The organism is Micromonospora sp. NPDC005305 (assembly GCF_040607315.1).
Classification (GTDB): Bacteria; Actinomycetota; Actinomycetes; order Mycobacteriales; family Micromonosporaceae; genus Micromonospora.
Window position 1 is genome coordinate 103,762 of sequence record NZ_JBEXGL010000004.1, and the last position, 20,532, is coordinate 124,293.

Genomic DNA, 20,532 nt, shown 5'->3' on the forward strand with positions numbered 1-20,532 from the left:
TCCGGTCGACAGCCGGAAGCAGCAGAATCGGCCGCGACGGCGACCAGAAGCAGAAGATTTTCCGCTTCACCGCCGCCTGCGCGGCATCCCTTACGCCGGATCGATGGCGGCAGCCGTCTCCTCCACCATCAGCGGGGCATCCTCGGCAACGTTCCGCTTGACCACGGCGAGGGCGATCTGGCCAAGCTCGAAGTGGTGCACCGCGGTGCCCACGAAACCGACCGCCCGGCCGTCCAGCGTCACCGGCGTGCCGACGGCCGGCAGCTGGTCGGTGGTCACCCCGTCCAGGTGCAGCAGGACGAGCCGGCGCGGCGGCTTGCCCAGGTTGTGCACCCGGGCCACCGTCTCCTGACCCCGGTAGCAGCCCTTGTCCAGGTGCACGGCCGACCCGATCAGGCCCACCTCGGCGGGAATCGTCCGGTGGTCGGTGTCCACCCCGGCCCGGGCCTGCCGGGCGGCCACCCGCACCGCCTCGTACGCCCACAGCCCGGCCACCGGCACACCGGCGCCGCGCAGCTCGTCGACCACCTGGGTCATCGCCGCGCGAGGCACCAGCAGGTCGACGCCGAGCGCCACCCGCCGGGCCCAGCCGCCGACCGGCAGCGGCTTCACGTCGTACACGACGGAGGGCCGGGACGGCAGCTCGCCGGAGCGGAACTTCGGACCCGGCACCGCGACCACGTCGGGCGCGGCCAACCCGGTCACCCCGAGGGTGTCGAGCGCGCCGGTGGCCTCCGGCCCGACCAGCGAGAGCAGCGCGTGGTCGGCCGTGACGTCGCGCGGGTCGACCTTGCTGAAGAAGCGCATCTTCTCCAGGTAGGACAGGAGGCCCCCGGTCATCCCGGGCTCGGTGTCCAGCCAGGTGGTCTCGCCGTCCTCGGCGACCAGGGCGTGCTGCTCGACGTGCCCGTGCGGGGAGAGCACGAGCAGCTCGCTGCCCTGCCACGGCCGCAGCGCGGCCAGGTGCTGGCTGGTCAACGTGTGCAGCCAGGTCATCCGCTCCTCGCCGGGGACCGCGATCACGCCCCGGTGCGAGCGGTCGACCAGGCCCACGCCGGTGGCGAGAAGGCGCTGCTCGCGCATCGGGTCGCCGTAGTGGGCGGCCACCGGGCCGACCCCCGCCGCCCGGTGGGCCGGCTCCGGCTGCTCCCGGGTCTCCTCGTCGATGGCCTCGGCGGTCACCGCGCCCGCGATGTCGATCATTTCTGTTCCCCGTCCTCGCACTGGCCGCAGACGCCGAACAGCGCCACGTGCCCGATGTCGACCTGGAATCCCCGCTGCGCGGCCAGCTGGTCGGCCAGCGGCCGGAGCAGCTCGGGGTCTATCTCGTCGATCGCACCGCACTCCCGGCAGACCAGGTGGACGTGCTGGTGCTCACCGGCCGCGTGGTAGGTCGGCGAGCCGTGCGACAGGTGGGTGTGGGTCACCAGACCGAGGCGCTCCAGCAGCTCCAGCGTCCGGTAGATGGTGGTGATGTTGACCCCGGCAGCCACCTCACGCACCGCCGTGTGCACCTGCTCCGGCGTGGCGTGCCCCAGGTCGAGGACGGCCTGGAGGACCAGCTGCCGCTGCGCCGTCAGCCGCAGCCCACGGGAGCGGAGCAGTTCCGCCAGGGAGGATTCTGACACCGTCCGATCATAGTTCGGCCGCCGCGCCGGTCCGCCCGCCGCCGGGGTACGCCACTACGCTGCGCTCGTGGTGGCGACGCGGGTGGCCGTGCCGGGCCGGGGCGTCGTGCCGGCCGGTGAGGCGGTGCTGCGCGGCGACGACCGGGGCGTGCTGCACGGCGACGGCCTCTTCGAGACGATGCACCTGCGCGGTGGGGAGCCCTGGCTGCGCGACGCCCACCTGGCCCGGCTGCGGGCCGGCGCGGCGGCCATCGGGCTGGCCCTGCCCGCCACCGGCGTGCTGGTCGAGCTGCTGGACACCGTCCGCGCGGGCTGGCCGTCGGAGGTCGAGGGCGCGGTGCGGCTGGTCTGCACCCGGGGGCCGGAGGGCGGCGGGCCGCCGACGGTCTACGCCACGCTGGGCGAGGTGCCGGCCGCCGCGCGGCGGGCCCGGCGGGACGGGGTGACGGTCGCCACCCTGCCGCTCGGGGTGGCCGCCCGGTCCCGCCCCGAGCTGGGCTGGCTCCCGGCCGGTGTGAAGTCCACCTCGTACGCCCTGAGCACGGCCGCCCGCCGCTGGGCCGAGCGGGCCGGGGTGGACGACGTGCTCTGGGTCTCCACCGACGGCTACGTGCTGGAGGCGCCCACCGCCAACGTGGTCTGGCTCAGCGGCGCCACCCTGTGCACCGTCCCGGCGACGGAGACCGGGGTGCTCCCCGGGGTGACCGCCCGCTGGCTCCTCGACCACGCCCACGAGCTGGGCCTGGCGACGGACGAACGTCTACCCACCCCGGCCGACCTGCACGAGGCCGACGCCGTCTGGCTCACGTCATCCCTCCGCGGCCTGGCAGAGGTGACCTCCCTGGACGGAACCCCCCGCCCGCGCTCCCCCCTGACCGCACCCCTCCTCACCCTCCTGGGCTTCCCCCGGCCCTGACCGGCCGCCCACAGGCGGCGTTGATCATGAAGTTATTGCGCCGACACGCCGATGCGGCGGGCAACAACTTCATGATCACGAGGGCTGGGCGGGGGTGGGCCAGGGCGGGAGGGTGGGGTCAGCCGGCTACGCGGGTCAGGCGGGCAGACAGGTGCGGGCTCAGCGGGTGGCCCAGGGCGGCCATCTCCTGGGCGTACAGGAGGGCGCCCTCCACGATGCCGAAGAGGCGGGCGCCGGCCGTGACCTCCTTCGCCGTGGCGGTACGGACCACCGCGTCGGTGGCGAACTCGATCTGGGTGCCCTTGCGCTTGCCGATGTGCAGCTCCATCACACCGGTGGGCGTGGTCATGAGCGCTTCCAGCTCGTCGGTGACCCGGTCGCCGTCCAGCACCGGACGCCACCAGCCCACCTCACGGCCGGCCGGGCGGACCGGGCGGCTCTGCTCGTCGAGGATCCAGGCACGGGACTCGTAGAACAGGAACGGCCGGCCGTCGTGGCTGATCCGGATCTCCTGGGCGAAGTCGAAGTCCTCGATGGTGGGGAACCCGCCGCGACCCCGCCCGCGCCACACCCCGATGTACGGCAGCAGGCCGTCCAGGCTCCGGTGCAGCTTCGGGCCGACGCGCAGGTCGTGGCTCTCCTCGTACGGGTACGGGTCGACCGGCGGCGCGTTCAGCCACGGCGGCTGAAGCGGGTTCTCACTCACCATTTTCCTCTCGAAATGCGTACTGCGACGTAGACCAGGCCACCGGCGAGCGCGCCCAGGCCGGCGACCAGCAGGCTGACGAACCCGATCTCGGTAACCATCCCGGCCATCCTATGCTGGGCGTCATGGCCCGCACTCTCGTCGTCAAGGCCACCGCCGGAGCCGACGCCCCGGAGCGGTGCGCGCAGGCCTTCACGGTCGCCGCCACCGCGGCCGCCGCCGGGGTGGAGGTGTCGCTCTGGCTCACCGGGGAGTCGACCTGGTTCGCGCTGCCCGGGCGGGCACAGGACTTCGAGCTGCCGCACTCCGCGCCGCTCGCCGAACTGCTGCACGTCATCCTGACCACCGGCAGGGTGACCGCCTGCACCCAGTGCGCGGCCCGCCGCGACATCGGACAGGACGACGTCATCCCCGGCGTACGGATCGCCGGGGCGGCGGTCTTCGTCGAGGAGGCGATGGCCGAGGGCGCCCAGGCCCTCGTCTACTGACCCGCCCCGGGCCGCCCGGAGAATGTCCGTTCCGCGTGGACTGCCGATCCTGACCCGACATGTCCGGCTGCTGCCTACGATCCTGATGTGGGCGAGGCGATCGAGCAGTTCTTCGCGTCACTGCCGGCGCGTGCCCCGGCGGTGCTGCGCGGGCCCACCCGCGGCCGTCTCCAACTGGACCTGACCACCGGGAACCGCACCGAGCATTGGTTCCTGGAGATCGCGCCGGGATCCGTCCGGGTCAGCCGGGAGCAGTTGCCGGCCGACGCCGTCTTCACGGTCAGCGCCGAGCTGTTCGAGGAGCTGATCACGGGCCAGGAGGCCGGCATGGCGGCGGTGCTGCGCAACGAGGCCACGTTCAGCGGCACCGTGGTGCTCTTCCTGATGTTCCGCCGGTTCTTCCCCGGCCCGCCCGGTGTCCGGGACCCCCGGGAGACCGCCCGCGAACACGTCCGGCGGTCGGCATGAAGGAACGGGTCAGCATCCTGGACGGCAACACCTTCCTGGTCAGCGACCGGCGCGGCGACATCGAGCCGTCGTTCGACTTCCCCACCGGGCTCTTCTCCTTCGACACCCGGTTCATCTCGACCTGGCTGCTCACCCTCAACGGGCAACGGCTGCACGCGCTCTCGATCGACGACTCGCTGTCCTACCGGACCCGGTTCTTCCTGGTGCCCGGTGAGCCCACGCACTACCTGGACGCCAAGGTCTCGATGATCCGCAGCCGGTCGATCGGCGGCAGCTTCGAGGAGGAGCTGACCCTGCTCAACCACTCCGGGCAGGAGGTGGAGTTCGTCCTCCGGCTGGACATCGGCTCCGACTTCGCCGACCTGTTCGAGATCAAGCACCAGCGGCAGAAGAAGGGGCACACCACGCCGACGGTCAGCGAGAACCAGCTGCGGCTCACCTACCGGCGGGAGGGGTTCCACCGGGAGGCGGTGGTGGCCAGCAGCGAACCCACCGAGGTCGACCGGGAGGGGATGACCTTCCGACTCCGGGTCGGGCCGCACGGCGAGTGGACCACCCAGCTGCACGTGGCGACGAAGATCTTCGGGGCCCGCGGGGAGGACATCCGGTCCACCCTGCCGCTCGGCGGGCAACGCTCGGTGGGAGCCATCCACGCCGAGCAGAACGCGCTGATCGAGCGGGCTCCGAAGCTCGGCTGCGACTGCCAGCCCCTCGCCGGAGCGTACCGGCGCAGCCTCAACGACCTGGCCGCCCTCCGGTACGAGTCGATCGCGCTGGGCGTGCGGCTGCTCGCCGCCGGCCTGCCCTGGTTCATGACCCTGTTCGGGCGGGACAGCATCTTCACCTCGCTCCAGGTGCTGCCGTTCCTGCCGGAACTCGTCCCGCCGACCATCCTCATGCTGGCCGGCCTCCAGGGCAGCCGGCTGGACGACTTCCGGGACGAGGAGCCCGGCAAGATCCTGCACGAGCTGCGCTACGGCGAGACCGCCGGCTTCGAGGAGCAGCCGCACTCGCCGTACTTCGGCTCGGCCGACACCACCGCGCTGTTCGTGATCCTGCTCGACGAGTACGAGCGGTGGACCGGGGACACGAAGCTGGTCAAGCAGTTGGAGCACGAGACGCGGGCGGCGCTGGCCTGGCTCGACACGTACGGGGACCTGCTCGGCACGGGCTACGTCTGGTACATGACCCGCAACCCGGAGACCGGCCTGTCGAACCAGTGCTGGAAGGACTCCTGGGACTCGATCTCCTACTCCGACGGCCGGCTGCCGCCCTTCCCCCGGGCCACCTGCGAACTGCAGGGCTACGCGTACGACGCCAAGCTGCGGGGCGCCCGCCTGGCCCGGACCTTCTGGAACGACCCGGCGTACGCCGACCGGCTGGAGCGAGAGGCGGCGGCGCTGAAGGAGCGGTTCAACCGGGACTTCTGGATCCCCGGGCGGGAGTACTACGCGCTCGCCCTGGACCCGGACGGGCGGCACGTGGACGCGCTCAGCTCCAACATCGGCCACCTGCTGTGGAGCGGCATCGTCGACGAGTCCCGCGCGGCGACCATCGCCGGGCACCTGCTCGGGCCACGGCTCTTCTCCGGCTGGGGCGTGCGGACGCTCGCCGACGACCAGGGCCGCTACAACCCGATCGGCTACCACGTGGGCACGGTCTGGCCGTTCGATAACTCGATCATCGCCTGGGGCCTGTGGAAGTACGGCTTCCGGGACGAGGCCGGGCAGATCTGCGACGCGATGCTGAGCGCGTCCCGCTACTTCGACGGCCGGCTCCCCGAGGCGTTCGCCGGCTACGAGCGCGACCTCACCGACTATCCCGTGGAGTACCCGACCGCGTGCAGCCCGCAGGCCTGGTCCGCCGGCACCCCGCTCCTGCTGCTGCGGGTGATGCTCGGCCTGGAGCCGCAGGGCGAGCACCTGATCATCGATCCCGCCGTGCCGGGCGGGATGGGCCGGGTGGAGCTGCTGGACATCCCCGGCCGGTGGGGCCGGGTGGACGCCCTGGGGCGCAGTCGCGGGCCGCACGACGAGCGCCACGGGCGCTGACCGGCCGGCTCAGCCCCGGCAGGTGGTGGTGACGGCCACCCGTACCCGGTCGTCGACCCGCTCGGCCAGCACCGCGAAGCCGCCTCGCAGGGCGTACTCCTCGGCGGAGTCGCGGAGCACCCGGGAGCCGTCGGCGGCGTCCCGGAAGGCCGCCGCCAGCGAGGACCCGGCCGGCCCGCCCGCCGTCTCGGCCCGCGCCGTGCGGGCCGTTCCGCCCCCGGGGCAGGGCGCCGCGAGCACCTGGACGGGACCGGCCGCGCCGCCCCAGCGGCGCACGGCCCGGTCGGCCTCCGCGGTCTCGGCCGCGGCGTCGGCCGCCGGGGGCCGGTAGCCCGCCCCCACCGGCCGGCAGCCGGTGGTGGCGGTGAGCAGCACCCGGCCCGGCCCCGTGGACCGGCCCTCGACCGCGACGAACTCCCCGGCGTCGGCGCGCAGCCGCGGCTCGCCGTCGAACGTCGAGACGCCCGCCCGCCAGTCCGGCGGCAGCCGGTCGGCCACCCGCTGGAGCAGCTCGCGTCCGTCGTCGCCGGCCGTCACGACCGTCACGCCGCGCTCCAGCTCGGCGCCCTCGTCCAGCGGGGTGACCCGGCAGCCCCGCTCGATCCGGTCCGGCAGGAGCGCCGGCACCCCGTCCCGCCCGACCGCGGCGGTCAGCCGGCCGAGTGCCCGGTCCACCACGGGCCCGGCCTGGTCCAGCGAGCGCTGCTCCTTCACGGTCGGCGGGTCGTGCCGCACCGACCACCAGGTCAGCCCGGCGAGCAGCACCGCCCACGCCGCCGTGGCGGCCACCAGCCAGCGCAGCCAACTCCGGCCGGCGGCCGGCTGGTCGGGACGGGTCGGCGGGGCGTATCCCGCCTGGACGGCCTCACTCACCGGGCCATGGTGTCACGCCGCGACGACCGTCCGGGCCGCGCCTCGGCCCACCCGACAACGAGCCGGTCGCGGACCGCCGGGACAGTCCCGGAAGGGGCGCCGGAACGGCTCGTGGCCCGTCGCCCCTCGACACTCCGCGGAGCAGGGCGGCGGGCGCCGGAACGGCTCGTGGCCCGTCGCCCCTCGGGGCGACGGGCCACGATCAGAGCGTGGGTCAGGCGGCGACCGTGACGGTCACCTCGTTGATCCCGCGGGCGGCGGTGACGGCGGTGTCGCCGTTGCCGTGCCGGGAGAGCGCCCGCAGGGTCCAGCTGCCCGGCGCGGCGAAGAACCGGAACTGCCCGGTCGGGGAGGTCACCACCTCGGCGGTGAACTCGCCCGTCGAGTCGAGCAGCCGGACGTACGCGCCCGGCACGGCCTCGCCGGACTCGGCCGTGACCAGGCCGGTGATGACGGTTTCCTTCTCCAGGTCCAGGCTGGCCGGGAGGGGGGCGGCCTGGTCCGGGGCGGCGCAGCCCGCGGCGGTGGGAGCGGTCATGAGGATCACGCCTCCCCCGGCTCGTCGCCGAGCGCGACCGGCACGCCGACCAGCGAGCCGTACTCGGTCCAGGAGCCGTCGTAGTTCTTCACGTTGCGGTGGCCGAGCAGCTCCTGGAGCACGAACCAGGTGTGCGAGGAGCGCTCGCCGATCCGGCAGTAGGCGATGGTCTCCCGGCTGTCGTCCAGCCCGGCGTCGGCGTAGATCCTGCGCAGCTCGTCGTCGGACTTGAACGTACCGTCCTCGTTGGCGGCCTTGGACCACGGGACGCTGATCGCGGTCGGCACGTGGCCGGCCCGCTGGGCCTGCTCCTGCGGGAGGTGGGCCGGGGCGAGCAGGCGGCCGGCGAACTCGTCGGGGCTGCGCACGTCGACCAGGTTCTTCGTGCCGATCGCGGCGACGACCTCGTCACGGAAGGCGCGGATCGAGGTGTCCGGCGCCTGCGCGACGTACTGCGTCGCGGGGCGCTGCACCGGGTCGGTGACCAGCGGGCGGGCGTCCAGCTCCCACTTCTTGCGGCCGCCGTCGAGCAGCTTGACGTCGCGGTGGCCGTAGAGCTTGAAGTACCAGTACGCGTAGGCGGCGAACCAGTTGTTGTTGCCGCCGTAGAGGATGACGGTGTCGTCGTTGCCGATGCCCCGCTCGGAGAGCAGCGCCGCGAACTGGTCCTGGTTGACGAAGTCCCGACGCACCGGGTCCTGGAGGTCGGTGCGCCAGTCGAGCTTGACGGCGCCGGCGATGTGGCCGGTGTCGTAGGCCGAGGTGTCCTCGTCGACCTCGACGAAGACGACGCCCGGGGCGTCGATGTTCTTCTCGGCCCACTCGGCCGAGACGAGTGCGGTGTCGCGACTCATCAGATCACTCCCTGTGAGGATGGATGGTGAGCCAGCGCGCGGAGATCGAAGTCGGTGATTGTCGCACCACGCGCGGGACCCAGAGCTAGGAACGGATCACGGGTACGTGCGACGGCGCCGCTGCCGGGCGATCAGGGGGAGAACCGGAGGGTACGCGGACCCTGTGTGCCGGTGGCCGCTAAGCGGCCGAGGACAGCCCCGCCGTCAGATGACGGGGCGACACAGGCAGGTGGCCACGCGGCACAGGTCGACCGCGCGCCGTTTGGTGAGGAGCGTCCCCATGGACAGGGACACTACCAGCCGGCCCGGACGCTGCCACCGGGCCGACCAGCATCCGGGACACGGCCGGGGCGGTGGGCGGAGGCTCAGCCGGCGGAGTTGATGGGCACGTTCCGCGCGTCGGCGGTGACCACGAGGCCCTCCGGCCTGGGCTCCACCTTGCGCACGTTGAGCTGGAAGGGCAGCTCCGGCAGGGGCACGTCGACGGAGATGCCCTTGGCGTAGTTGGCCAGCAGCGTCTTGGCGAGCGGCAGGTTGGGCAGGCCCTCGGCGGTCACGTCGTTGAAGCGCAGGGCCACCTTGCCGCCCGCGACCGTCACGTCGGCGGTGCCGTTGACGGTGAGCTTGGCGCCGAGGATGTCGACCGGCGCGGTGACCGCGAGCTTGCCGTTCCGCTCGCCCAGGGTGAGCCCGGGGCGGTCGAGCAGCTTCGCCAGGCTGTCGTAGGTCACCGTGCCCCGGCCGTCCACGGTCTCGGCCACCACATCGCCCTGGCCGGAACGGAGGGTGTCCAGCGACGCCGTGACGTCGTGGGCGTCCACGTCCAGCCGCGGCACGCTGACCGCGTCGCCCTGCACCTTGCCCTGCACGTCGGTCAGCACGATCGAGATGCGCTCGTACTTCCCGGCGAGCACCTGGGTGAGGAACGGGAAGCCACCGACCTCGACCTGGGGCGCCGAGGACTGCGCGTCCTGCTTGGCGACCTCCTTCTTCACCTGGTCGGCGATGGCCCGCTCGGCGACGCCGGCGGCCACCCGGTCGGCGACGACCAGGAGCCCGGCCAGGACCAGCAGCAGGACGACGAAACCGACCAGCAGCTTCCGGCCCCGCCGCCGGGGTCGGCCCTCATTCGCCGGGTACGCCTCTGCCACGCCGCCTCCTGCCCTCGTCGATCGCCGCGCCTCGCGCCGCAACCGTACTTACCCGACGCGCCGTTTCCCCAACCGCGCGCTCAGAGGAAGAGCACGCACATGGCGTACGCGGCCGGCGCGGCGAGCGCGAAGCCACCCAGCGGGCCCTGCATGTGCCGGGCCACCCACATGGTCGGGGGCTCGCCCGCCATGAGCCGGCCCGCCTCGGCGTACCCCACGGCGAGGTCGGCCAGGACGGCGGTGCCCGCCGTGACCAGGCCGACCAGCGCGGCGCTGGTCGGGGTGAAGCCGACCAGGTAGCTGCCGAGCACGGCGCTGGTCAGGGTGCCGAGCATGGCGCCGGCCACGACGCCGGCGGCGCCCCGGGGCACCTGCGGGGCGAGCCGCGGCCAGGGGGCCACCGCGTCGGTCAGCCGCGCCACCAGCAGGGCCACCCCGGTGGCCGTGAGGCAGACGGTGATCGCCTGGGTGCCCTTCGGGATCCGGCTGAGCACGATCAGCGTGGCGAACGCGACCACCCCCACGACGATGAGCAGGGTGCTGCCCAGCGAGTCGGTCACCCGGACCCGGTCCACCCGGCGGAAGAGCTGGCCGAGCACGGCGAGCACGAAGCCGGCGGCCGCCGCGTAGCCGAGGGGGGCCAGGCCGGCGATGTCCGACTGCACCGCGGCGGCGTCGGCGATCCCGGCCGCCGCGGCGCTGACCAGCGCGACGACGAGCAGCGCGGGCGGCCGCATGGCCATCGTCCACGCGAGCACGAAGAGCAGTTGGACGCCGAAGATGATGAACGCGAAGGGCAGCCGGTGCCCGGGGCCGGCGGTCTGCGCGCCGAGCACCAGGCCCACGCCGAGCAGCGCGGCGAAGCCGGCGACGGTCAGCGCGAGCGGGCGGCGCACCGGGACCGGGGGCACCTCCTCCTCGGGCGCCTCGTCGGCCTCGTCGTCGGGACGCCGGCCCGGGCCGCCCTTGCGGAGCCGGCGGGGGCCCTTCCGCTCCCGCCCGCCGCTGTCGTCGGCCGGGCCGGTGCGCGGGGCCGGCGGGTAGCCACGGGCAGGGCCGGCGGGCCCGGGGGCCGGGCCGGCGGACCATGGTTCACGGCCGGTGTCGGGCGAGGTGGAGGGAAACACGCACCGATCGTGCCAGACCCGGCCGGTCGGGCGGAGTCACGGTTTCGGCAACGTTAAAACCTGTGCCGCGATCGGGGGCAGAACAGACAAACAGGAAAGGGTACGGAGGTGACGGCCGGGCGATCCGCTACGCTCAAGCCGTTACCCGCCCGTCAGCGACGCCGGGACCCACGCAAATTCTCAGCGTCACCCGTCACGGGTTGCCGCTGGTCGCGCGCGGCCTGAGTGCCGCCGGGACGGAGGTGATCGTGTGGAGCTCCTGCTGCTGGTGACCGCGCGCGCAGGTGAACCATCGGCGGTGCTGCCGGCGCTCGACCTGCTGCCGCACTCGGTCCGCACCGCGCCGCGCGACGTCCGCACGCTGGTCTCCGGCCCGACCCCGGACGCCGTCCTGGTGGACGCCCGCGCCGAGCTGAGCGAGGCCCGGGCGACCTGCCGGATGCTGCACGCCACCGGGCTGGGCGTGCCGCTGGTCGCGGTCGTCACCGAGGCCGGGCTGATCGCGCTGAACGCCGACTGGGGCGTGGACGACGTGATCCTGGCCGGGGCGGGTCCGGCGGAGGTGGAGGCCCGGCTGCGGCTCGCGGTCGGCCGGCTGAGCAACGCGACGGCGGGCGCCGGCGGTTCGATCCGGGCCGGCGAGCTGACCATCGACCCGGACACCTACGCGGCCAAGCTGAAGGGCCGCCCGCTCGACCTCACCTACAAGGAGTTCGAGCTGCTGAAGTTCCTCGCCCAGCACCCGGGCCGGGTGTTCACCCGGGACCAGTTGCTCCGCGAGGTCTGGGGCTACGACTACTTCGGCGGCACCCGCACGGTCGACGTGCACGTCCGGCGGCTGCGCGCCAAGCTCGGCTCGGAGTACGAGTCGATGATCGGCACGGTGCGGCAGGTGGGCTACAAGTTCGTCGTGCCGCCGTCGCGCTCGCTGCCGGAGTCGGAGCCCGCCCCGCTGCCCGTCTGACCTCGGCACTCTGGGGCGTCCCCCATCGGGGATGCTTCCCCCCTTTTGCCCTTTTTGCCCACTCAGTCAGACCTACTCTGACTGCCGGATCTGCCGGGCGAAGGGGGCGACGGTGCGTGCTGTGACCACGGGGGCGAAGAACGGCCGGGCCGGCTGATGTCGGCTTCGACACTGCGCGCGGCCGGGATGGTGACGGTGGTGGTGGCCGCGCTGCTCGGCTCCGCGTTCGCGCTCGGGCGCAGCCTCATGCCCGAGCAGCCGCACCGGGGCAGCGGCGTGGCGGCCAGCGTCCACGCCCCGCACTACGGCGACCAGCCACCCAGCACCGAGTTCCCCGGCCCGCCGGCCGGCCACGGCGAGCCGAGCCCCGACGCCAGCCCGAGCGCCCCGGACAACGGCCGCCGGGCCGACGACAGCGAGGGCCCGTACGGCGCGGAGGTCAGCACCGGCTCGGCCCGGATCGCGCTGACCTTCGACGACGGTCCCGACCCACAGTGGACACCGCAGGTGCTCGCCCTGCTCAAGGAGTACGGCGTGCACGCCACCTTCTGTGTGGTCGGCGAGAACGCGGAGGCCCACCCGGACCTCGTCCGGTCGATCGTGGCCGACGGGCACAGCCTCTGCAACCACTCCTGGAACCACGACATCACCCTGGGCGAGCGTTCACCGCAGGCGATCCGGAACGACCTGATGCGCACCAACGACGCGATCCTGGCCGCGGCGCCGGACGCGCGGATCGCGTACTTCCGGCAGCCGGGTGGCGCCTGGACGTATCCGGTGGTGTCGGTCTGCGAGGAGCTGGGCATGACGCCGCTGCACTGGGCGGTGGACCCGACGGACTGGCAGGTGCCCGGCGCCGACAAGATCACCGAGACGGTGCTGACCCAGACCAGGCCGGGCTCCATCGTGCTCATGCACGACGCGGGCGGCGACCGCTCCGGCACGGTCGAGGCGTTGCAGCGCCTGCTTCCCGAACTGCTGCACCGCTTCCAGCTCGAGGCGCTGCCCACCGGCACCACGTGAGCACCGCCACCGTCCGGTGCCCGCGTCCGGCATGATCGGCGGCCCCCCGGCCGCTACGGTGGCGGGATGAGCAGCACCACGCCGACCGCCGACCGTGTCGCCCGCGCCGACCGGCTGGCGCCGGTCGAGGTCGCCGAGGTGCTGGCGCTGGCCCGCACCGCCGGCGACGCGGACGGCGCGGACCCGCTCGACGAGCACGTGCTGCTCCGGCTGCGCGACCCCGAGGCCCCCGCCGTGCACCTCACCGCCCGGGCCGCCGACGACACCCTGACCGGATACGCGCACCTCGACACCACCGACCCCGCCGAGGGGATCGGGGTGGAACTGGTGGTGCATCCGGCGTACCGGCGGCGCGGCACCGGACGGGCGCTCGCCCGGGGCGTGCTGGCCGCCGCCTCCGGACCGCTGCGCGCCTGGGCGCACGGCGACCACCCGTCGGCCGCCGCGCTCGCCGTCGACCTGGGCTTCACCCGCGCCCGGGTGCTCTGGCAGCTGCGCCGCCCGCTGACCGCCGCGCTGCCCGAGCCCGCCCTGCCCGAGGGGGTACGGCTGCGCGCGTTCCGCCCCGGCGAGGACGACGACGCCTGGCTGGCGGTCAACAACGCGGCCTTCGCCCAGCACCCCGAGCAGGGCCGGTGGACCACCGACGACCTGCGGCTGCGCCTCGCCGAGCCCTGGTTCGACCCGGCCGGTTTCCTGCTCGCGGAGGATGCGGCCACCGGCCGGCTGCTCGGCTTCCACTGGACCAAGGTGCACGAGCGCCCGGGCTCGGCCCGGATCGGCGAGGTCTACGTGCTCGGGGTGGACCCCTCCGCGCACCGCGGCGGCCTCGGCCGGGCGCTCACCACGGCGGGCCTGTCCTACCTGCGCCACCGGCGGGGGCTGGACCGGGTGATGCTCTACGTGGACGACTCGAACGCCGCCGCGGTGGCCCTCTACGAGCGGCTGGGCTTCGCCCGCTGGTCGGCGCACGTCAACTACCACCTCGGCTGACGCCCCGGCCATCTCCCCGCCCGCCGGACAGCGGTCACGGCCGCGTCACGCGGTGGACTCGGCCGGGTAACGGCTGCCCGGAAAAATCGTACTATTAGCGATAGCGGGCTGCCGGTTCACGAAATGGACAACCGGCACTCAGGCGACGGCCACCCGGCTGGCCGCGCCTGTTCATCTTCCGTTCATTTCCGACCGGCGAACCGTCTACCTGGCACTTCTACCTTTCCTTTCAGCCGGTCAGCGCCGGCACCCGGGAGACCGGGCGACCTGACAAAGACGTGAAGGGAAACCCCTCAGGTGAAGCTCCAGCGGCACGGCGCCATTGCCTGCCTCGCTCTTACCGCGGTGCTCGGTCTCAGCGCCTGCGGCTCGGACAACAACGAGCCGACCGGCACCTCCGCCTCCGGCTCCGCCGCGGCGGTCGACTGCGGCAAGGGCACGCTGAACGCGCAGGGCTCCTCCGCGCAGAAGAACGCCATGTCCGAGTGGATCAAGGCGTACCAGCAGCAGTGCGCCGGCACCACGATCAACTACGAGCCCACCGGCTCGGGCGCCGGCATCCAGGCCTTCATCGCCGGCACCGCCGACTTCGCCGGCTCCGACTCCGCGCTCAAGCCGGAGGAGCAGCCGCAGGCCGACGCCAAGTGCGCCGGCGGCCAGGCCCTCAACCTGCCGATGGTCATCGGCCCGGTGGCCATCGTCTACAACGTCGGCGGCGTGGACAACCTCCAGCTCACCCCGGCCACCCTGGCGAAGATCTTCGCCGGCACGGTGACCAAGTGGGACGACCCGGCGATCAAGACCGACAACCCGGACGCCAAGCTGCCGTCCACCGCGATCCAGGCGGTGCACCGCTCCGACGAGTCGGGCACCACCGACAACTTCACCAAGTACCTGTCGAAGACCGCCGAGTCCGACTGGACCTTCGGCAACGCCAAGGCGTGGAAGGCCCCGGGCGGCGTCGGCGCGGCCAAGTCCGACGGTGTGGCCGCCAAGGTCAAGAGCACCGAGGGCACCATCAGCTACGTCGAGTGGTCCTACGCCGAGAACGGCGGCCTCAAGAAGGCCAAGGTCAAGAACGGCGCCGGTGAGTTCGCCGAGCTGACCGCCAAGTCGGCCGGCAAGACCATCGCCGGGGCCAAGATCGAGGGCCAGGGCAACGACCTCAAGATGTCGATCGACTACAAGACCACGGAGGCCGGGGCGTACCCGATCGTCCTGGTCACCTACGAGATCGTCTGCAGCAAGGGCCTCGCGGCCGACAAGCTGCCGGTGGTCAAGGGCCTGCTGGGCCACGCCGCCAGCGCCGAGGGCCAGCAGGACCTGGTCGAGCTGGGCTACGCCCCGCTGCCCGACTCGGTCCGCGCCAAGGTCGAGACCGCGGTCAAGAGCCTCTCCTGACGCACTGACCACACACCTCCTCTATCGAAGCGAGCGAGCAGATGGGTGACACCCCTCACCGCTCGGCGCACGCCGGCACCGGTGGGACCCGCGTGGCCACGAGCCACGAGTGGCCCGCCGGTGCCTCGGCGCGTGTGGCCGAGCCCTCCGGCATCCCTGGCATCCCCGACAACGGCCTGGGTGGCGGCGGCGGGCTGCCCCGGGCCCGGGCCTTCGGCGCGGAACGCGCGTTCCGTGGCCTGACCCTGGCCGCCGGCACCACCGTCCTGGTGGTCATCGCGGCCATCGCGATCTTCCTGATCGCCAAGGCCGTGCCGGCGCTGCGGGACAACACCGAGTCCTTCTGGACCTTCGAGGGCTGGTTCCCGAACGACGACCCGCCGAAGTTCGGCATCGGGGCGCTCGCCTTCGGCACCGTGCTCACCGCGCTGCTCGCCCTGCTCATGGCGGTGCCGGTGGCGCTGGGCATCGCCCTCTACCTGTCGCACTACGCCCCGCGCCGGCTGGGCAACGCCCTCGGGTTCCTCATCGACCTGCTGGCCGCCGTGCCCAGCGTGGTCTTCGGGCTCTGGGGCCGGGACTACTTCGCCCAGCCGGTCGCCGACCTGTCGGCCTGGCTGCACCGGTACTTCGGCTGGATCCCGATCTTCGGCGACGGCCCGTACGGAAACTCGATCCTGCTCGGCTCCGTGGTGCTGGCGATCATGGTGCTGCCCATCGTCACCTCGCTCTCCCGCGAGGTGTTCCGGCAGACCCCGACCGCCAACGAGGAGGCCGCCCTCGCCCTGGGCGCCACCCGCTGGGAGATGGTCCGCACCGCCGTCCTGCCCTACGGCCGGCCCGGCGTGATCGCCGCCGTGATGCTGGGCCTGGGCCGGGCGCTCGGCGAGACCATCGCCCTGGCGCTGACCCTCGGCTCCACCTACGCCATCTCGTTCAACGTCCTGCAGAGCGGCGGCAACTCGATCGCCGCGAACATCGCGAACCGGTTCGCCGAGGCGAACGACACCGGCCGGGGCGCCCTGATCGCCTCCGGCCTGGCGCTCTTCGCGATCACGCTGATCGTCAACATCACCGCGCGGGCGATCATCTACCGCCGCCGCGAGTTCACGGAGTCGGCGGCGTGAGCGCGAGGAGAGAGCCGGGGTTGCGAGCCCCGCAGTCGCGAACTGAAGGAAGCCCCGCATGACCACCACCGTCACCTCCCACCGCCCGCAGCCGCCGGCCCAGCCGCTCACGCTGCGCGCCCGGCGACTTCCCGCGTACGCCGCGCCCGTCATCGCCGTGGCGGCCCTGCTGGTTTCGGCCGGCATCGTCTACGGCGCCGGCATCGGCGGCCCGGTGCTGGTCGTGGTCCTCGGCGCGCTGCTCTACCTGGGCGGCCTCTACGCCGCCGCGAACACGGTGGAGGGCCGTCGGGCCGCCCGCAACCGGACCTGGAGCGCGCTCATCCACTCCGCCTTCGTGCTGGCGGTCCTGCCGCTGGCCTCGGTGGTCTGGACACTGGTCAGCAAGGGCTCCGAGCGGCTGGACGGCAACTTCTTCGGCACCTCGATGAACAACATCGGGGCCCGGGACGCCAACGGCGGCGCCTACCACGCCATCATCGGCACCCTGGAGCAGGTCGGCATCGCCACGCTGATCACCGTCCCGCTCGGCGTGCTCTGCGCGATCTACGTGGTCGAGTACGGCCGGGGCCGGTTCGCCTTCACCATCCGCTTCTTCGTGGACGTGATGACCGGCATCCCGTCGATCGTCACCGGCCTGTTCGTGCTGGCCTTCTGGGTGCTGATCGTGTCGCCGTGGTTCAACGACGGCCGGCCGGGCTTCTCCGGCTTCGCCGCCGCGCTGGCCCTGAGCGTGCTCATGCTGCCGACCGTGGTCCGGTCCACCGAGGAGATGCTCCGCCTCGTGCCGGCCCCGCTGCGCGAGGGCGCCTACGCCCTCGGCGTACCGAAGTGGAAGACCATCCTGCGGGTCGTCCTGCCGACCGCGCTGCCCGGCATCGTCACCGGCATCATGCTCGCCATCGCGCGGGCGGCCGGCGAGACCGCGCCGGTGCTGCTCGTGGCCGGCGGCGGCGCCGCGATCAACTTCAACCCGTTCGAGAACAACCAGTCGTCGCTGGCCCTCTTCGTCTACCAGCAGGCCGGCGAGGCGTCGAAGTACTCGCCGGCACGGGCGTGGACCGCGGCGCTGACCCTGGTCGCCCTCGTCCTCGTCCTCACCGTCGCGGCGAAGTTGCTGGCCCGTCGCAACCGGCTCGGCCGATGAACCCCGGAGGTACCACCACCATGGCCAAGCGCATCGAAGCCACCGACGTCACCGCCTACTACGGTGGGTTCAAGGCGATCGAGAACATCAACCTGACCGTCGAGCCGAAGACGGTCACCGCCCTGATCGGCCCGTCCGGCTGCGGCAAGTCCACCTTCCTGCGGTCGGTCAACCGGATGCACGAAGTGCTCCCGGGCGCCCGGGTCGAGGGCAGCCTGACCATCGACAACCAGGACATCTACGACCGGGACGTCGACGTCACGGCGGTCCGGCGGATGATCGGCATGGTCTTCCAGCGGCCGAACCCGTTCCCCACCATGAGCATCTTCGAGAACGTGGTGGCCGGCCTGCGGCTCAACGGTGTGCGGCGCAAGTCGATCCTGGAGGAGGCGGCCGAAAAGGCGCTCCGCTCGGCGAACCTCTGGGACGAGGTCAAGGACCGGCTCGGCAAGCCGGGCGCGGGCCTCTCCGGCGGTCAGCAGCAGCGGCTGTGCATCGCCCGCACCATCGCGGTCGAGCCGCAGGTGGTGCTCATGGACGAGCCCTGCTCGGCGCTGGACCCGATCTCCACGCTGGCCATCGAGGACCTGATGTTCCAGCTCAAGGACAAGTTCACCATCATCATCGTCACGCACAACATGCAGCAGGCCGCCCGGGTCTCGGACCGCACCGCCTTCTTCTCCATCGAGAAGACCGGCGACCCGGGCCGGCTGATCGAGTACGACAACACGCAGAAGATCTTCAGCAACCCGAGCCAGAAGAAGACCGAGGACTACATCACCGGCCGCTTCGGCTGAGGCGCAAGGAAGGGCCCCTTCTTAACGCCTACGGCATAGGAAGGGGCCCTTCTTAACGCGCTCCCCTGCTCAGCGCAGCGCGGCGAAGAACTCCCGCAGGTCCGCCACCAGAAGGTCGGGCACCTGGTGGGCGGCGAAGTGCCCGCCCCGGTCGTACGTGTGCCAGGAGACGATGTTCTTGTGGTCGCGCTCGGCGAGCGTGCGGATCGACTGGAAGTCCCAGGCGAAGTTGGCCAGGCCGAGCGGCACGGTGGTGGGGTCGGGCACGGTGGTGCCCCGCCCGTTGACCTTCTGCGTCGGGTGCACCGCCTCGGCATCCTCGTAGTAGTAGCGGGCCGCCGAGGCGGCCGTGTTGGTCAGCCAGTAGATGGTCGTGTTGGTGAGCACGTGGTCGACGTCGATCTGGTCCCCCATGAGCTGGCCCAGCCAGCCGAGCAGGCCCACCGGCGAGTCGGCGAGGGCGTGCGCCACGTTCTGCGGCTCGGTCGAGTGCAGCTTGTCGTAGCCGCCCCGCCGCTGCACGAACCAGTCGGCGAACGCCACCTTGCCCCGCTCCTCCTCGGTGAGCGCGGCCAGCTCGGCCGGGTCACCGGACGGCAGGGAGAAGACCTGCGTGACGTGCACCCCCAGCACGTGCTCCGGGTCGGCCCGGCCCACCTCGGGCGACACGAACGCGCCGAGGTCGTTGCCGGCCGCGCCGTACCGCTCGTAGCCGAGGCGGCGCATCAGCTCGGCCCACGCGCGGGCCACCCGGTGCCGGTTCCAGCCGCGCTCCCGGGTCGGCCCGGAGAAGCCGAACCCCGGCACCGACGGGATGACGAGGTGGAAGGCGTCGGCGGGGTCGCCGCCGTGGGCCCGCGGGTCGGTCAGCGGACCGATCACGTCCAGCCATTCCGCGACGGTGCCCGGCCAGCCGTGGGTGAGGACCAGCGGGGTGGCGTCCGGCTCGGGCGACCGCACGTGCAGGAAGTGCACCCGCTGCCCGTCGATCTCGGTGGTGAACTGCGGGTACGCGTTGAGCCGCGCCTCCCACTCCCGCCAGTCGTAGGCGGTGCGCCAGCGCTCGGCCAGCCGCCGCACCCAGCTCAGCGGGACGCCGTACTCCCAGCCGGGCGGAATCGGGCCGGCGGGGGCGGCCGGGTCCGGGTCGGCGGGCAGCTCCTCGGCCCAGCGGGTCCGGGCCAGCCGGTCGGCGAGGTCGTCCAAATCGGCCTGCGGGACGGCGATACGGAACGGGACGATCGCGGTGTTGTCTGCCATGCCTCTGAGCGTAGGAACGAATTAGGAACACTCCGTTCCTAATACGCTGGCAGAATCCGCGAAATGTTGGAGACCTCGGCGCGGCTGCTGCGCCTGCTGTCGCTGTTGCAGACCCCACGCGACTGGACCGGCGCCGAACTGGCCGAGCGCCTCGCGGTGAGCACCCGGACCGTCCGCAACGACGTGGAGCGGCTGCGCGAGCTCGGCTACCCGGTGCACGGCACCCGGGGCGCCGTCGGCGGCTACCGGCTGGGCGCGGGCGCGGCCCTGCCCCCGCTGCTCCTCGACGACGAGGAGGCGGTGGCGGTGGCGGTCGGGCTGCGCACCGCCGCGGGCGGCAGCGTCGCCGGCATCGAGGAGACCTCGCTGCGGGCGCTGGCCAAGCTGGAGCAGGTACTCCCCCACCGGCTGCGCCGCCGCGTCACGGCCCTGCACACGCACACCGTCCGCGTGCCGCACGACCAGCCCGGCCCGACCGTGGACGCCGGAACGCTCAGCGTGATCGGGGCCGCCTGCCGGGACCGGGAGCGCCTCCGGTTCGACTACGTCCGGCACGACGGGACCGCGGACCGGCGGGACGTCGAGCCGTACCGGCTGGTCAACTGGGGCCGGCGCTGGTACCTGGTGGCCTTCGACCCGGCGCGGGCCGACTGGCGCACCTTCCGCGTCGACCGGATCAGCCCGCGTACCCCGACGGGTCCCCGGTTCGCGGCCCGCGAGCTCCCCGGTGACGTGGTGGACCGGGTCCGGCACGGCGTCTCCTCGGCCGCCTGGCGGCACCGGGCGCGCATCCGGGTGCACGCCCCCGCCGAGGTGGTGGCCGACCGGATCAACCCGGCCGTCGGCAGCGTCGAGCCGGCCGGCGACGCGGCCTGCCTCCTGCACACCGGAGCCGACCGGCTGGAGACGATCGCGGTCTGGCTCGGCCTGCTCGACCTCGACTTCACCGTCGAGGACCCGCCCGAACTGGCCGACCTGCTGCGTACCCTCGCGGCCCGCTACCTCCGCGCCGCCGGCTGA

The 20,532-nt window shown here is 73.0% G+C and carries 23 protein-coding genes; 12 read left to right on the plus strand and 11 right to left on the minus strand.

What is annotated here, in order from left to right; translation table 11 throughout:
* Nucleotides 1–90: 90 nt before the first annotated feature.
* Nucleotides 91–1,203, minus strand: coding sequence for a folate-binding protein (locus ABZS80_RS08685; protein WP_355055154.1), 1,113 nt, complete (start codon nucleotides 1,201–1,203; stop codon nucleotides 91–93).
* Nucleotides 1,200–1,628 carry a Fur family transcriptional regulator gene (locus tag ABZS80_RS08690; protein WP_151460914.1) on the minus strand — a complete coding sequence of 143 codons (429 nt, stop codon included), beginning with the start codon at nucleotides 1,626–1,628 and terminating at the stop codon, nucleotides 1,200–1,202. The genes ABZS80_RS08685 and ABZS80_RS08690 overlap by 4 nt, the downstream gene beginning before the upstream one ends.
* A 67-nt stretch (nucleotides 1,629–1,695) precedes the next feature.
* On the opposite strand from ABZS80_RS08690, the gene ABZS80_RS08695 reads away from it, so the two are divergent.
* A complete protein-coding gene (locus ABZS80_RS08695) occupies nucleotides 1,696–2,544 on the plus strand; it encodes an aminotransferase class IV (protein ID WP_355055155.1) in 849 nt (282 codons plus the stop codon).
* Nucleotides 2,545–2,662: 118 nt separating this feature from the next.
* On the opposite strand, the gene ABZS80_RS08700 is transcribed toward ABZS80_RS08695, so the two are convergent.
* Together ABZS80_RS08700 and mtfM are read right to left on the minus strand one after the other, a co-directional pair.
* Nucleotides 2,663–3,253: an FABP family protein gene (locus ABZS80_RS08700; protein WP_151463357.1), complete on the minus strand. Its 591-nt coding sequence runs from the start codon at nucleotides 3,251–3,253 to the stop codon at nucleotides 2,663–2,665.
* A complete protein-coding gene (gene mtfM / locus ABZS80_RS08705) occupies nucleotides 3,247–3,351 on the minus strand; it encodes a small membrane protein MtfM (protein WP_275587258.1) in 105 nt (34 codons plus the stop codon). The genes ABZS80_RS08700 and mtfM overlap by 7 nt, the downstream gene beginning before the upstream one ends.
* A 12-nt stretch (nucleotides 3,352–3,363) precedes the next feature.
* On the opposite strand from mtfM, the gene ABZS80_RS08710 reads away from it, so the two are divergent.
* The 3 genes from ABZS80_RS08710 to ABZS80_RS08720 all read left to right on the plus strand — a co-directional run bounded on the left by ABZS80_RS08710 (nucleotide 3,364) and on the right by ABZS80_RS08720 (nucleotide 6,257).
* A complete protein-coding gene (locus tag ABZS80_RS08710; protein ID WP_355055156.1) occupies nucleotides 3,364–3,738 on the plus strand; it encodes a DsrE family protein in 375 nt (124 codons plus the stop codon).
* An 87-nt stretch (nucleotides 3,739–3,825) separates the two neighbouring features.
* On the plus strand, nucleotides 3,826–4,206 hold the full coding sequence (locus ABZS80_RS08715) for an SCP2 sterol-binding domain-containing protein (protein WP_355055157.1): 381 nt from the start codon (nucleotides 3,826–3,828) through the stop codon (nucleotides 4,204–4,206).
* Nucleotides 4,203–6,257: a glycogen debranching N-terminal domain-containing protein gene (locus ABZS80_RS08720; protein ID WP_355055158.1), complete on the plus strand. Its 2,055-nt coding sequence runs from the start codon at nucleotides 4,203–4,205 to the stop codon at nucleotides 6,255–6,257. The genes ABZS80_RS08715 and ABZS80_RS08720 overlap by 4 nt, the downstream gene beginning before the upstream one ends.
* A gap of 9 nt (nucleotides 6,258–6,266) precedes the next feature.
* Here ABZS80_RS08720 and ABZS80_RS08725 read toward each other — a convergent pair whose 3' ends face one another.
* The 6 genes from ABZS80_RS08725 to ABZS80_RS08750 all read right to left on the minus strand — a co-directional run bounded on the left by ABZS80_RS08725 (nucleotide 6,267) and on the right by ABZS80_RS08750 (nucleotide 10,800).
* Complete coding sequence (locus ABZS80_RS08725) at nucleotides 6,267–7,130, minus strand: hypothetical protein (protein WP_355055159.1); 864 nt, start codon at nucleotides 7,128–7,130, stop codon at nucleotides 6,267–6,269.
* Between the two features lie 214 nt (nucleotides 7,131–7,344).
* The gene (locus ABZS80_RS08730) at nucleotides 7,345–7,668 is read right to left on the minus strand and encodes a DUF1416 domain-containing protein (protein ID WP_151463362.1); all 324 of its coding nucleotides are present in this window, start codon (nucleotides 7,666–7,668) and stop codon (nucleotides 7,345–7,347) included.
* 5 nt (nucleotides 7,669–7,673) lie between these two features.
* Nucleotides 7,674–8,522 carry a sulfurtransferase gene (locus tag ABZS80_RS08735; RefSeq protein WP_355055160.1) on the minus strand — a complete coding sequence of 283 codons (849 nt, stop codon included), beginning with the start codon at nucleotides 8,520–8,522 and terminating at the stop codon, nucleotides 7,674–7,676.
* Nucleotides 8,523–8,726: 204 nt separating this feature from the next.
* Nucleotides 8,727–8,804 carry an Ms5788A family Cys-rich leader peptide gene (locus ABZS80_RS08740; RefSeq protein ID WP_311202345.1) on the minus strand — a complete coding sequence of 26 codons (78 nt, stop codon included), beginning with the start codon at nucleotides 8,802–8,804 and terminating at the stop codon, nucleotides 8,727–8,729.
* Nucleotides 8,805–8,887: 83 nt separating this feature from the next.
* A complete protein-coding gene (locus ABZS80_RS08745) occupies nucleotides 8,888–9,673 on the minus strand; it encodes a DUF2993 domain-containing protein (RefSeq protein ID WP_355055161.1) in 786 nt (261 codons plus the stop codon).
* An 80-nt stretch (nucleotides 9,674–9,753) separates the two neighbouring features.
* The gene (locus ABZS80_RS08750) at nucleotides 9,754–10,800 is read right to left on the minus strand and encodes a hypothetical protein (RefSeq protein ID WP_355055162.1); all 1,047 of its coding nucleotides are present in this window, start codon (nucleotides 10,798–10,800) and stop codon (nucleotides 9,754–9,756) included.
* Nucleotides 10,801–11,050: 250 nt separating this feature from the next.
* Here ABZS80_RS08750 and ABZS80_RS08755 point away from each other — a divergent pair, with 250 nt between their 5' ends.
* From ABZS80_RS08755 to pstB, 7 genes are all read left to right on the plus strand, one after another.
* Nucleotides 11,051–11,764 (plus strand): response regulator transcription factor, encoded by a 714-nt coding sequence (locus ABZS80_RS08755; protein WP_091267462.1) that lies wholly within the window; start codon nucleotides 11,051–11,053, stop codon nucleotides 11,762–11,764.
* Between the two features lie 156 nt (nucleotides 11,765–11,920).
* Nucleotides 11,921–12,787 (plus strand): polysaccharide deacetylase family protein, encoded by an 867-nt coding sequence (locus ABZS80_RS08760; RefSeq protein ID WP_355055163.1) that lies wholly within the window; start codon nucleotides 11,921–11,923, stop codon nucleotides 12,785–12,787.
* Nucleotides 12,788–12,853: 66 nt separating this feature from the next.
* Nucleotides 12,854–13,780, plus strand: coding sequence for a mycothiol synthase (gene mshD, locus ABZS80_RS08765; RefSeq protein ID WP_355055164.1), 927 nt, complete (start codon nucleotides 12,854–12,856; stop codon nucleotides 13,778–13,780).
* Nucleotides 13,781–14,077: 297 nt separating this feature from the next.
* Nucleotides 14,078–15,181 (plus strand): phosphate ABC transporter substrate-binding protein PstS, encoded by a 1,104-nt coding sequence (gene pstS / locus ABZS80_RS08770; RefSeq protein ID WP_355055165.1) that lies wholly within the window; start codon nucleotides 14,078–14,080, stop codon nucleotides 15,179–15,181.
* 41 nt (nucleotides 15,182–15,222) lie between these two features.
* Nucleotides 15,223–16,308, plus strand: a complete 1,086-nt coding sequence (pstC, locus tag ABZS80_RS08775) for a phosphate ABC transporter permease subunit PstC (protein ID WP_355055166.1) — start codon at nucleotides 15,223–15,225, stop codon at nucleotides 16,306–16,308.
* 58 nt (nucleotides 16,309–16,366) lie between these two features.
* Nucleotides 16,367–17,455, plus strand: coding sequence for a phosphate ABC transporter permease PstA (gene pstA, locus ABZS80_RS08780; protein WP_355055167.1), 1,089 nt, complete (start codon nucleotides 16,367–16,369; stop codon nucleotides 17,453–17,455).
* Between the two features lie 20 nt (nucleotides 17,456–17,475).
* Complete coding sequence (gene pstB / locus ABZS80_RS08785; protein WP_151463371.1) at nucleotides 17,476–18,252, plus strand: phosphate ABC transporter ATP-binding protein PstB; 777 nt, start codon at nucleotides 17,476–17,478, stop codon at nucleotides 18,250–18,252.
* A gap of 69 nt (nucleotides 18,253–18,321) precedes the next feature.
* Here the strand turns inward: pstB and ABZS80_RS08790 are convergent, their stop codons facing one another.
* The gene (locus tag ABZS80_RS08790) at nucleotides 18,322–19,512 is read right to left on the minus strand and encodes an epoxide hydrolase family protein (RefSeq protein WP_355055168.1); all 1,191 of its coding nucleotides are present in this window, start codon (nucleotides 19,510–19,512) and stop codon (nucleotides 18,322–18,324) included.
* A gap of 63 nt (nucleotides 19,513–19,575) precedes the next feature.
* Between ABZS80_RS08790 and ABZS80_RS08795 the strand changes: the two genes are divergently transcribed.
* Nucleotides 19,576–20,532: a YafY family protein gene (locus ABZS80_RS08795; RefSeq protein WP_355055169.1), complete on the plus strand. Its 957-nt coding sequence runs from the start codon at nucleotides 19,576–19,578 to the stop codon at nucleotides 20,530–20,532.

Bases quoted from the DNA above. Each gene is read 5' to 3' on its own strand.
- pstC (WP_355055166.1), top strand. From the start codon at position 15,223: ATGGGTGACACCCCTCACCGCTCGGCGCACGCCGGCACCGGTGGGACC.
- mtfM (WP_275587258.1), bottom strand. From the start codon at position 3,351: ATGGTTACCGAGATCGGGTTCGTCAGCCTGCTGGTCGCCGGCCTGGGC.
- ABZS80_RS08740 (WP_311202345.1), bottom strand. From the start codon at position 8,804: ATGGGGACGCTCCTCACCAAACGGCGCGCGGTCGACCTGTGCCGCGTG.
- ABZS80_RS08760 (WP_355055163.1), top strand. From the start codon at position 11,921: ATGTCGGCTTCGACACTGCGCGCGGCCGGGATGGTGACGGTGGTGGTG.
- mshD (WP_355055164.1), top strand. From the start codon at position 12,854: ATGAGCAGCACCACGCCGACCGCCGACCGTGTCGCCCGCGCCGACCGG.
- ABZS80_RS08720 (WP_355055158.1), top strand. From the start codon at position 4,203: ATGAAGGAACGGGTCAGCATCCTGGACGGCAACACCTTCCTGGTCAGC.
- ABZS80_RS08735 (WP_355055160.1), bottom strand. From the start codon at position 8,522: ATGAGTCGCGACACCGCACTCGTCTCGGCCGAGTGGGCCGAGAAGAAC.
- ABZS80_RS08685 (WP_355055154.1), bottom strand. From the start codon at position 1,203: ATGATCGACATCGCGGGCGCGGTGACCGCCGAGGCCATCGACGAGGAG.
- ABZS80_RS08700 (WP_151463357.1), bottom strand. From the start codon at position 3,253: ATGGTGAGTGAGAACCCGCTTCAGCCGCCGTGGCTGAACGCGCCGCCG.
- pstA (WP_355055167.1), top strand. From the start codon at position 16,367: ATGACCACCACCGTCACCTCCCACCGCCCGCAGCCGCCGGCCCAGCCG.
- pstB (WP_151463371.1), top strand. From the start codon at position 17,476: ATGGCCAAGCGCATCGAAGCCACCGACGTCACCGCCTACTACGGTGGG.
- ABZS80_RS08795 (WP_355055169.1), top strand. From the start codon at position 19,576: ATGTTGGAGACCTCGGCGCGGCTGCTGCGCCTGCTGTCGCTGTTGCAG.
- ABZS80_RS08730 (WP_151463362.1), bottom strand. From the start codon at position 7,668: ATGACCGCTCCCACCGCCGCGGGCTGCGCCGCCCCGGACCAGGCCGCC.
- ABZS80_RS08790 (WP_355055168.1), bottom strand. From the start codon at position 19,512: ATGGCAGACAACACCGCGATCGTCCCGTTCCGTATCGCCGTCCCGCAG.
- ABZS80_RS08710 (WP_355055156.1), top strand. From the start codon at position 3,364: ATGCTGGGCGTCATGGCCCGCACTCTCGTCGTCAAGGCCACCGCCGGA.